The 11,542-nt window shown below is 52.3% G+C and carries 10 protein-coding genes; 7 read left to right on the plus strand and 3 right to left on the minus strand.

What is annotated here, in order from left to right; all coding sequences use genetic code 11:
* The first annotated feature begins 59 nt into the window (after positions 1-59).
* Positions 60-1,589: an NADH-quinone oxidoreductase subunit M gene (gene nuoM / locus FDW96_RS24500; protein ID WP_061382114.1), complete on the plus strand. Its 1,530-nt coding sequence runs from the start codon at positions 60-62 to the stop codon at positions 1,587-1,589.
* Between the two features lie 6 nt (positions 1,590-1,595).
* Positions 1,596-3,053 (plus strand): NADH-quinone oxidoreductase subunit NuoN, encoded by a 1,458-nt coding sequence (gene nuoN / locus FDW96_RS24505; RefSeq protein WP_042307100.1) that lies wholly within the window; start codon positions 1,596-1,598, stop codon positions 3,051-3,053.
* Positions 3,054-3,108: 55 nt separating this feature from the next.
* Here the strand turns inward: nuoN and FDW96_RS24510 are convergent, their stop codons facing one another.
* From FDW96_RS24510 to rbn, 3 genes are all read right to left on the minus strand, one after another.
* On the minus strand, positions 3,109-4,545 hold the full coding sequence (locus tag FDW96_RS24510) for a hypothetical protein (protein ID WP_137366471.1): 1,437 nt from the start codon (positions 4,543-4,545) through the stop codon (positions 3,109-3,111).
* 194 nt (positions 4,546-4,739) lie between these two features.
* Complete coding sequence (locus tag FDW96_RS24515) at positions 4,740-5,744, minus strand: chemotaxis protein (RefSeq protein ID WP_137366472.1); 1,005 nt, start codon at positions 5,742-5,744, stop codon at positions 4,740-4,742.
* A 64-nt stretch (positions 5,745-5,808) separates the two neighbouring features.
* Positions 5,809-6,726, minus strand: coding sequence for a ribonuclease BN (gene rbn, locus FDW96_RS24520; RefSeq protein ID WP_137366473.1), 918 nt, complete (start codon positions 6,724-6,726; stop codon positions 5,809-5,811).
* Positions 6,727-6,793: 67 nt separating this feature from the next.
* Here rbn and FDW96_RS24525 point away from each other — a divergent pair, with 67 nt between their 5' ends.
* From FDW96_RS24525 to menH, 5 genes are all read left to right on the plus strand, one after another.
* Positions 6,794-7,255 carry a GNAT family N-acetyltransferase gene (locus FDW96_RS24525; protein ID WP_042307106.1) on the plus strand — a complete coding sequence of 154 codons (462 nt, stop codon included), beginning with the start codon at positions 6,794-6,796 and terminating at the stop codon, positions 7,253-7,255.
* A 63-nt stretch (positions 7,256-7,318) separates the two neighbouring features.
* Complete coding sequence (gene elaB, locus FDW96_RS24530) at positions 7,319-7,624, plus strand: stress response protein ElaB (protein ID WP_006683669.1); 306 nt, start codon at positions 7,319-7,321, stop codon at positions 7,622-7,624.
* A gap of 104 nt (positions 7,625-7,728) precedes the next feature.
* Complete coding sequence (gene menF, locus FDW96_RS24535) at positions 7,729-9,027, plus strand: isochorismate synthase MenF (protein WP_042307109.1); 1,299 nt, start codon at positions 7,729-7,731, stop codon at positions 9,025-9,027.
* An 84-nt stretch (positions 9,028-9,111) separates the two neighbouring features.
* On the plus strand, positions 9,112-10,782 hold the full coding sequence (gene menD, locus FDW96_RS24540) for a 2-succinyl-5-enolpyruvyl-6-hydroxy-3-cyclohexene-1-carboxylic-acid synthase (protein WP_042307111.1): 1,671 nt from the start codon (positions 9,112-9,114) through the stop codon (positions 10,780-10,782).
* Positions 10,779-11,537 (plus strand): 2-succinyl-6-hydroxy-2,4-cyclohexadiene-1-carboxylate synthase, encoded by a 759-nt coding sequence (gene menH / locus FDW96_RS24545; protein WP_042307114.1) that lies wholly within the window; start codon positions 10,779-10,781, stop codon positions 11,535-11,537. The genes menD and menH overlap by 4 nt, the downstream gene beginning before the upstream one ends.
* The last annotated feature ends 5 nt before the right edge of the window (positions 11,538-11,542 follow it).

Here is an 11,542-nt window from a genome sequence, read left to right on the forward strand (position 1 = left end):
TCCAAATTCGTTGAAAATCAGGCCTCTGTCAGAGGCCTTAAAAAGGAATAAAAATCGCCATGTTACTACCCTGGCTAATATTGATTCCCTTTATCGGTGGCTTCCTGTGCTGGCAGACCGAACGCTTTGGCGTGAAGGTGCCGCGTTGGATCGCGCTGATTACCATGGGACTGACGCTGGCGCTTGGCCTGCAACTGTGGTTGCAGGGCGGCTATTCACTGACGCAATCCGCGGGTATTCCGCAGTGGCAGTCTGAGTTTGTCCTGCCGTGGATCCCACGTTTTGGCATCTCTATCCATTTAGCAATCGACGGCTTGTCGCTGCTAATGGTAGTGCTGACCGGTCTGCTCGGTGTTCTGGCGGTCCTTTGCTCCTGGAATGAAATCGAAAAATACCAGGGCTTCTTCCACCTGAACCTGATGTGGATCTTAGGCGGCGTGATCGGCGTGTTCCTGGCCATCGACATGTTCCTGTTCTTCTTCTTCTGGGAAATGATGCTGGTGCCGATGTACTTCCTGATCGCGCTGTGGGGGCATAAAGCTTCTGACGGTAAAACGCGTATCACGGCGGCAACCAAGTTCTTCATTTACACCCAGGCGAGTGGTCTGGTGATGTTGATTGCCATCCTGGCGCTGGTGTTTGTGCACTATAAAGCGACCGGCGTGTGGACCTTCAATTATGAAGATCTGCTGAATACCCCGATGTCCCACGGCGTGGAATATCTGCTGATGCTCGGCTTCTTCATCGCCTTCGCGGTGAAAATGCCGGTGGTTCCGCTGCACGGCTGGTTGCCGGATGCGCACTCCCAGGCACCGACCGCGGGTTCCGTTGACCTGGCGGGGATCCTGCTGAAAACCGCAGCCTACGGTCTGCTGCGTTTCTCTCTGCCGCTGTTCCCGAACGCGTCGGCGGAGTTTGCGCCTATCGCCATGTGGCTTGGCGTAATCGGTATCTTCTACGGCGCGTGGATGGCCTTTAATCAGTACGACATCAAACGTCTGATTGCCTACACCTCCGTATCCCACATGGGCTTCGTGCTGATTGCTATTTATACCGGCAGCCAACTGGCTTACCAGGGCGCGGTTATCCAGATGATCGCGCACGGTCTGTCCGCAGCCGGTCTGTTCATCCTGTGTGGTCAGCTGTACGAACGTCTGCACACGCGTGACATGCGTATGATGGGTGGTCTGTGGGGCAAAATGAAATGGTTGCCTGCGCTGTCCATGTTCTTCGCAGTATGTACGCTGGGTATGCCGGGTACAGGTAACTTCGTTGGCGAATTTATGATTCTGTTCGGCAGCTACCAGGTGGTTCCGGTCATTACCGTGATCTCGACCTTTGGTCTGGTGTTTGCCTCTGTATACTCGCTGGCGATGCTGCATCGCGCTTACTTTGGTAAGGCGAAGAGCCAGATTGCCAGCGTAGAACTGCCAGGGATGTCGCTGCGTGAGCTGTTTATCATCCTGTTGCTGGTCGTGCTTCTGGTACTGCTTGGCTTCTATCCGCAGCCGATTCTGGATACCTCGCATTCTGCGATGAGCAACATCCAGCAGTGGTTTGTTAATTCCGTTACTACTACAAGGCCGTAAATCGCCATGACAATAACTCCACAACACCTGATTGCGCTGCTACCGCTGCTGATCGTCGGCTTGACGGTGGTGGTTGTGATGCTCTCCATTGCGTGGCGACGCAATCACTTCCTCAATGCCACGCTGTCGGTCATTGGGCTTAACGCCGCGCTGGTTTCGCTCTGGTTTGTTGGCCAGGCGGGCGCCATGGACGTCACCCCGCTGATGCGGGTTGACGGTTTCGCCATGCTCTACACCGGGCTGGTGCTGCTGGCGAGTCTTGCCACCTGTACCTTTGCTTACCCGTGGCTGGAAGGCTACGACGACAACCGGGAAGAGTTTTACCTGCTGGTGTTGATTGCCGCGCTTGGCGGTATTCTGCTGGCAAATGCTAACCATCTGGCGGCGCTGTTCCTCGGTATCGAACTTATTTCTCTGCCTCTGTTTGGTCTGGTTGGCTATGCGTTCCGTCAGAAACGTTCGCTGGAAGCCAGTATCAAATACACCATTCTGTCTGCCGCAGCGTCTTCCTTCCTGCTGTTCGGTATGGCGCTGGTGTACGCGCAGTCTGGCAACCTGTCGTTTGTTGCGCTCGGTAAAAGCCTTGGCGACGGCATGCTGCACGAACCGCTGCTGCTGGCGGGCTTCGGTCTGATGATTGTTGGCCTCGGCTTTAAACTCTCGCTGGTTCCGTTCCACCTGTGGACGCCAGACGTATACCAGGGCGCTCCGGCTCCGGTTTCCACCTTCCTGGCGACGGCGAGCAAAATCGCTATCTTCGGCGTGGTGATGCGTCTGTTCCTGTACGCACCGGTTGGCGACAGCGAAGCGGTACGTACCGTGCTGGGTGTGATTGCCTTTGCCTCCATCATCTTCGGTAACCTGATGGCGCTGAGCCAGACCAACATCAAGCGTCTGCTCGGTTACTCCTCCATCTCTCACCTCGGCTATCTGTTGGTGGCGTTGATTGCCCTGCAGAGTGGCGAAATGTCGATGGAAGCGGTTGGCGTTTACCTGGCCGGTTATCTGTTCAGCAGCCTCGGCGCGTTCGGTGTGGTCAGCCTGATGTCCAGCCCGTACCGCGGCCCGGATGCCGATTCTCTGTTCTCCTACCGTGGTCTGTTCTGGCATCGTCCGATCCTCGCGGCAGTGATGACGGTAATGATGCTGTCTCTGGCGGGTATCCCGATGACGCTGGGCTTTATTGGTAAGTTCTACGTGCTGGCGGTCGGTGTGCAGGCTAACCTGTGGTGGCTGGTTGCTGCCGTGGTGGTCGGTTCCGCAATTGGTTTGTACTACTACCTGCGTGTTGCCGTGAGCCTGTACCTGAGCGCACCGCAACAGCTGAACCGCGATGCGCCGTCTAACTGGCAGTACAGCGCGGGCGGGATCGTGGTGCTGATTTCTGCTCTGTTGGTGCTGGTATTGGGTATCTATCCGCAACCGCTGATCAGCATTGTGCAGTTAGCGACGCCGCTGATGTAATACATCATGCTGTAAACAAAAAAGAGTCTGGGCAATGTCCAGACTCTTTTTTTATCTATATTGTGATGCCATAGGCATGAAGTTTCTGTATAAATTTAATCGCACCATTAAAGTTTAAGTGGTCGCCATCCTGAAAGTCGTGACGAGTAAAGTCCGGGTCACCACTCATATCGATAAGTACAATATTTCCCTTATTTAATGTAATTTGTTGGTAAAATGAAAAAGCCTCATTGACCATTTCTTTAGCAATGTTTTCTATATATTTCTGTGGCTGAGGGGGAAATACTATATACATAGCGTATTTATTCTTCTCAGCATTGCGGACCATTTTCTCAATATTACGAGAATTCGAACTCAATGATTCCTTATGACGAAAAAGTTTGGAGTGATTGCTGCCGCGCTGTATGCTGAGTTTATCCATTTCTTCTTCGCACATTAAACTTTCATTTCTTTGCTCATCAATTAACATATGAAAGTCAAAGTTGAGATATTTATGGTTAACAATGTCTGTTATTGCGGCTATCAACTTTGCTTCAGATATAAATAAACTTAACAGGTTTTTTTCAATGCTACTGCTAATTGACGCTGGTTGGTATATCTCATCATGATTGCTGGTGAAAATTTCTTCATCATATTGAATGTATGGGATATTATTTTTTTTGGCGAAAAATTTAAGCTCCTTAAATACACCACTGTTAAAGCTGCCTTTACTTCTGGCCAATTCATGGTGTAAATCAAAAAAACTCGTGATATGAATATGGTTTTTTAACTTGCCACTCTGAGACAGATGTTCAGTGATAGCCAGGGCAAAGGCAGTATCACCACTTTTAACGGACATATTGGCTGTACAGGTAGTCAATTGTGTTGGTACACCCCACCAGGCATAAGATGACCCGGTAACGACATTATCAATAATCTGTGTATTGTATTTTTTGTATTCATGTTCCAGATACATGGCATATTTTTTGTTAGTCCCACAAGTCACACGTAGAGGACTATAGTAGATGTAAGAGAAGACATTCGCGCAGTCGAATTTTCTTCTTAAAATATGGCTTCCTTCATCATCATAGATGAGAATTTTAGTTGCATTATCGGGTGACGGATGATTGATGGCCTGGATACAGTGTTCAACGTCAGCGGTGATGTCCAGATGTACAAGTTGTGACTGAAAACGATCCGCGATAATGGTACTAAAACTGAGATAATGACTATGGGTGCCATAAAAGAAAATCTTATATTGCGCGGAGCGCAGGAGCGTCATCCAGTATTCTGAAATTATAGGAAGAATAATGTCTACGTCTTTTTCGGTGATATCTCTTGTCGTGAGCGGTATGAGGTTATTGATTAAGGTGACAGATTGTTCATTCTCCTCTATATGTTGCTGGCCTGCGATTAAAGTATTCTTGATATTGTCGATGTCTAAATTAAGCTTGTATTTGGCCAGGGATTTTGCATGTTTTTGGAGATCTTTTATGAAACGGTGTTTATCCACGTCACTGCCTGCTTAGAAATGTGAAAATCATGTAGGATAATTGTTGAGGCTATTTTTTGACTCAACGGCTGATATCTAAAAGCGGCAATTTTTAATGATAATTAAAGGGAGGGTATGGTAAGGAGATTATTTTTGTGGGGGAACGACTCCCTTACTCGTTGGAGAACCGCAGAGTAAGGGGGGATGGTTGGGCGTCAGGCCGAAAGCTGACGGCTCACCAGCGGACCGCTAATGTCTTTCGCTGCGCGCTCCATGACTTCCTGAATCACAGAAGAGAGTTCATTGACCTCAAATTTTGCCACGTAGCCATCAGCTTTAACCCGGCGAACGTGATCTTCATTGGCACTACCGGAAAGCGAGGAGTGGATAACGACCGGGATTTTCTTCAGGCGTTCGTCGGTCTTGATCTTACGGGTAAGCGTAAAACCGTCCATCTCCGGCATTTCCAGGTCGGTGAGCACCAGGGCTATCTTCTCGGTGATTGGCTTGCCTTCCGCCTGCGCTTCTGCGGAAAGCTGCTGGATTTTTTCCCATGCATCCTTACCTGTCACATGCATCTGATGCGGGATTTCCATGGCATTAAGCCCTTTCTCCAGCATCGCGCGCGCGACTTTCGAATCTTCTGCTACAATCGCCACCGCACCCGGCGTGATGTTGAATTTACTGGTTTTCAGGTCTGTCGCGCGTAAATCGTGATTGGACGGTACGATGTCGTAAAGGATTTGCTCAACGTCGAGCACAAGCGCCAGGTTGTTGGTCTCTTTATCGTCATCCAGGCAGGCGATACTGGTGATGTAGCGGCCGTTGACGGCTTTCTCGGCGGTATGCACCTGTTGCCAGTCCAGACGCATAATGTTTTCCACTGATTCCACCGCAAACGCCTGTACGCTGCGGGCGTATTCTGTAATGAGCAGGATGTTGAGTCCGGTCTCGGGTTTACAGCCCGCCACCGCCGGCAGGTCAATCACCGGAATCACTTGATCGCGAATGTTCACCATACCTAACAGCGGAGCTTTCATTCCCGCCGGACGCGTAAACGTCGGCATCGGCACGATTTCACGTAGTTTAAATACGTTGATGCCAAACAGCTCTGATTTCTGCTCCTCAACAGATTTGCCGAGGCGAAACAGTAGCAGTTCAAAACGGTTAGACAGGGTTAGGTTGGTCCTGTCATCAATATCTTTCTGGAAATTGTTCATCCTGTCCTCAGTGTGAAAGCCAGCCTTTTCACTGTTATCGGCACTGAGGCGAAAAAATAGAGCATTAAACGGTGAAAATGGCGAAATCGTGAGCCAGTTCTGTTGCCGGGAACAGCGTTCTGCACTCTTCGAGTAATCGCTGACAGCCTTTTTCATCGTAGCGTGAGCTAACGTGGGTCATGATCAAGCGTCCGACACTTGCTTCAAGCGCCAGAAGCGCGGCTTGTCGGGTTGAGCTGTGTCCACGACTATTGGCCTTCTCCTCCATTGACGAGTCCAGCGTAGTTTCATGCACCATCACATCCACGCCTTTTGCCAGTTCGAGGGCGCTTGCGCACGGGCCTGTATCGCCGAAAATAGCCACCGATTTTCCCCTGGTAGCCGGGGCAAGAAAGTCGGCACCGTTAATCGCGCGACCATCTTCCAGTACGATGGTTTTCCCGGCTTTCAAATCCTGAAACCACGGGCCGGATTTAACACCAGCCGCCTTTAGAGCACTGGCGTCAAGTGCACCGGGTTTGTCGTGCTCTTCAATGCGAAAACCATAGCATTCCAGAGGATGTTCTAGTGGATATGCCGTTACCTTACGCAGGCCGTCATCCACGATTTCACCTGCGGTGATTTCCACAATATCCAGAGGATAATCAGTCCATGAACCGCTCAGACGCAATGCGGTTTCGGTAAATTCCCGTAATCCTTTTGGTCCGTAAAGCGTCAGTGGCTTCACGTTCCCGGCCATCGAACGACTGCATAGCAGACCAGGTAAACCAAACAGGTGGTCGCCATGCAGGTGGCTGATAAAAATACGGTCGAGTTTTCCCGGATTGAACGGCGTGGCGAGCATCTGATGCTGTGTTCCTTCGCCGCAATCAAAAAGCCACAGCCCCGGCTGAGTCGGGTGTTGCAGATTGAGTAAAATTGCCGTTACATTGCGTGAGCGGGTAGGAACTCCCGCTGACGTGCCTAAAAATAGTAATTCCATCTTTGCGTTACACTTTTCGCCATCAATAAGGCAGGGTGTTCAGGTTATCACAACAAAGGGGCAGACAATGATTCACTGGCAAGATCTCCACCATGCAAAGCTGAGTACACAAGAACTGTATGCCATTCTTCAGCTTCGCTGCGCGGTGTTTGTTGTTGAACAACAGTGTCCATATCAGGATGTGGATGGCGACGATCTGGTTGGAGAAAATCGGCACATTCTGGGCTGGCACAATGATGAGTTGGTGGCGTATGCGAGGATTCTGAAAAGCGATGACGATCTGGAGCCGGTGGTCATTGGCCGGGTGATTGTCAGCGAAGCGCTACGCGGCGCAAAACTTGGGCAACAGCTGATGACCCAGACGCTGGCATCCTGTGCGCAACACTGGCCGCACAAGGCGCTGTATCTGGGGGCGCAGGCGCATCTGCAATCGTTTTATGCGCGCTTTGGTTTTATACCGGTGACGGATATTTATGACGAAGACGGGATTCCGCACATCGGGATGGCGCGAGAAGCACATCAGGCATAAACAGGCGCAAACGGTCCAGGTTGTCTATAGTTAGCGGATACGTCAATAGAAAGGGAGAATACAATGTCTTTTCAATCTTATGAATCACGTATCGATGATGATCTGGAGCTCTTGAGCGAAACGCTGGAAGAGGTGCTGCGTTCTTCCGGCGATCCGGCCGATCAAAAATATCTTGAGTTAAAAGCGCGGGCAGAGCGGGCGTTAGAAGAGGTGAGAAATCGCGTCAGCCATGCCTCTGACAATTATTATTTCCGCGCGAAAAAGGCCGTTTGCCGTGCAGATGACTATGTGCATGAAAAACCCTGGCGTGGAATCGGCGTTGGCGCCACGGTCGGTTTAGTGATGGGATTGTTGTTAGCACGGCGATAAATTCCGCTCCGTCAGCGCATTTGTTCGTACTCCCTAACTGGGGGTACTGCTTTTTCTGTTCAGTACCCCGTATAATAAGAGGTTTTTAACAGGGAGAGGTCCGCGTGCAATCAATCACTACTGCGCTGGAAGGTCTGATGCGTCATTTGTCGCAAGAGATACCGGCAGCACCTGGAATTCGTATTTACGACATACCTTTCCCTCTGAACGATGCGTTTGACGCTTTAGGATGGCTGGCCAGTCAACCCGTCTGGCCCCAGTTTTACTGGCAGCAGCGTAACGGCGACGAAGAAGCCGCTGTGCTGGGTGCCGTTGCCACGTTTTCCTCGCTGGCATCCGCTCAACAGTTTTTACGTCAGCACGACAACCAACCTGACCTGCGTATCTGGGGCCTTAATGCGTTCGAGCCCCGGCACGGCAATTTGTTGTTACCGCGACTGGAATGGCGACGCTGCGCCGGGGTGGCAAGCTTACGGCTACACCTGTACAGCGATGTTTCGCTGCGTGAAGACGCCGTACGCGCGGTCGAATTTATTTCCACGCTGGCCAACGTTAAGCCGTTGCCCGCGTTGCGTTTGAGTTTGACGGGAGAACAACACTGGCCAGATAAGGCCGGCTGGACAGACCTGATAAAACTTGCCACGCACACCATCAATGGCGAAGAACTCGACAAAGTTGTGCTGGCGCGAGCGACAGATTTACAGTTTTCACAGTCGGTGAATGCCGCTGCGGTGATGGCTTCCAGCCGTCGCCTGAACCTCAACTGCTACCATTTCTTTATGGCATTCTCTGCCGACTCCGCTTTTCTTGGTTCTTCCCCTGAACGTTTGTATCGGCGGCGTGATACGGCGCTGCGCACCGAAGCGCTGGCCGGAACCGTTGCCAACCACGCTGAGGATCATCGCGCCTGGCAGTTAGGCGACTGGTTGATGAAAGATGATAAAAACCAGCGCGAGAATATGCTGGTGGTCGAAGATATTTGCCAGCGGCTGCAAGGCTGTACGCAAACCCTTGATGTGCTCCCCCCGCAGGTGCTCAGACTGCGTAAGGTGCAGCATCTACGCCGTTGTATCTGGACGGAACTGAATCAGGCCGACGATACGCTTTGCCTGATGCAACTCCAGCCTACGGCGGCCGTTGCAGGCATTCCGCGTGAGCTGGCGCGCGAATTCATCCAGCAAAATGAACCCTTTGAACGCGAGTGGTATGCCGGCTCTGCGGGTTATCTTTCTCTGCGCCAAAGTGAATTCTGCGTATCATTGCGTTCGGCGAAAATTAACGCCAACGTGGTCCGCCTGTATGCCGGCGCGGGGATTGTACGTGGTTCAGATCCTGAGCAAGAATGGCAAGAAATAGACAATAAAGCGGCAGGACTGCGCACTTTATTACAGATGGAAGGGTAATGAGTTGTATATTACCGACTCATATCAAAAATCCATTTATTCGATTCTTTATACTGTGTCGCAATATTGATACCGGACAATCTCATGTCAGTAAGCGCATTTAACCGACGCTGGGCGGCGGTCATACTGGAAGCACTCACTCGCCACGGCGTCAGGCATATCTGCATTGCCCCTGGCTCTCGTTCTACACCGTTGACGCTGGCAGCCGCGGAAAATCCTGCTTTCATCCACCATACCCATTTTGATGAGCGTGGTCTTGGGCATCTGGCCTTAGGTCTGGCAAAAGTGAGTCGCCAGCCTGTCGCCGTGATTGTCACGTCCGGTACGGCGGTGGCGAACCTGTATCCCGCATTGATTGAAGCGGGCCTGACCGGTGAAAAACTGATTTTACTCACGGCTGACCGACCGCCAGAACTTATCGACTGTGGCGCTAATCAGGCGATTCGTCAGGCCGGCATGTTTGCTTCTCATCCGTCGCAAACGCTCTCCTTACCGCGTCCAACTCAGGACATTCCGGCAAGCTGGCTGGTGTCCACCATTGATAATGCCCTGGCCGCGCTGCATAGCGGAGCGGTTCATATTAATTGTCCGTTTGCCGAACCGCTGTATGGCGACATGGACGAAACGGGGATCGCCTGGCAGCAGCGCCTCGGCGACTGGTGGCAGGATGATAAACCCTGGCTACGTGAAGCGCGTCGGCTGGAAAGCGACAAACAACGTGACTGGTTTTTCTGGCGACAAAAGCGCGGCGTAGTCATTGCAGGCCGTATGAGCGCGGAAGAGGGCAAGAAAGTTGCGCAATGGGCGCAGATGCTTGGCTGGCCGCTGATTGGCGATGTGTTGTCGCAAACCGGACAACCCCTGCCGTGTGCTGACCTGTGGTTGGGGAATGCGAAGGCGGTGACTGAGTTACAGCAGGCGCAGATAGTGGTGCAGCTTGGCAGTAGCCTGACCGGAAAACGACTCCTGCAATGGCAGGCCAGTTGCGATCCGCAGGAATACTGGATTGTCGATAATATCGAAGGTCGCCTCGATCCGGCGCATCATCGTGGACGCAGGCTGGTGGCGAAGGTTGGTGACTGGCTGGATCTGCATCCGGCGGAAAAACGCCAACCCTGGTGCGTGGAAATCCCGCGCCTGGCGCAACTGGCATGGCAGGCGGTGGAAGCCCGTCGCAACGTGTTTGGTGAAGCGCAATTAGCCCATCGTATTCACGAATATCTGCCCGAACAAGGGCAACTGTTCGTGGGTAACAGTCTGGTGGTGCGCCTGATTGATGCACTGTCGCAGCTTCCGGCTGGTTTCCCGGTCTATAGCAACCGTGGCGCGAGCGGCATTGACGGTCTGCTGTCAACGGCGGCGGGCGTACAGCGCGCCAGCGCAAAATCAACGTTGGCTATCGTCGGCGATTTATCTGCACTGTATGATCTCAATGCGCTGGCGTTATTGCGTCAGGTTTCCGCGCCGTTTGTCCTGATAGTGGTCAATAATAACGGTGGGCAGATATTTTCCCTGCTACCGACGCCGGCAAGTGAACGTGAACGGTTCTATCTGATGCCGCAGAACGTGCACTTTGAGCATGCCGCAGCCATGTTTAACCTTAAATATCAGCGCCCAGAAAACTGGGAGCAACTGGAGAACGCGTTGACAAATGCCTGGCGTACTCCTGCGGCAACGGTTATTGAGCTGGTGGTGAACGAAACTGACGGGGCGCAAACCCTGCAGCAACTGCTGGCGCAGGTAAGCCATCTATGATCCTGCACGCCCAGGCGACCGTTAGCCAGAGTGGATCACCCTGGCTGGTTTTCCTGCACGGGTTCTCCGGCGACTGTCGGGAATGGCACACGGTCGGCGAAGCGTTTCAGGATTATTCACGGCTATATATCGACCTGCCGGGACACGGCGGTTCCGCCGAGATCAAGGTGAGCGGGTTCAATGATGTTTGTGCGTTATTGCGTAACACCTTGCTTAGTTACAACATACCTAGCTACTGGCTGGTGGGATACTCTCTTGGCGGCAGAGTCGCGATGATGGCGGCCTGTCAGGAGATGCCCGGACTTTGCGGTCTGGTCGTAGAAGGTGGCCATCCTGGCTTGCAAAGCGAGGAGGCGCGCGTTCAACGTCGTCTTTCAGATGGCCGCTGGGCCGCGCGTTTTCGCGCAGAGCCTCTGCGTGAGGTATTTTATGACTGGTATCAACAGCCGGTATTTTCCTCGCTGAATGCGGCGCAAAGAGAGGCGCTGGTCGATCTGCGTAGCCAGAATAACGGGCATACGCTGGCGGCGATGCTGGAGGCCACCTCGCTTGCCGTACAACCTGATTTACGTGCGCAACTCACTGCGCGCACATTTCCGTTTTATTATTTATGTGGTGAACGTGACGATAAATTCCGCGCGCTGGCGACGGAAATGTCAGTACCAAACCATGTGATTCGTAATGCCGGACACAACGCGCATCGGGACAATCCCGCTGGCGTGGTGGACTGTCTGGCTCAGATTCTACGTCGCTGACTATA

It is taken from the genome of Citrobacter sp. TBCS-15 (genome assembly GCF_005280815.1).
Classification (GTDB): Bacteria; Pseudomonadota; Gammaproteobacteria; order Enterobacterales; family Enterobacteriaceae; genus Citrobacter; species Citrobacter werkmanii.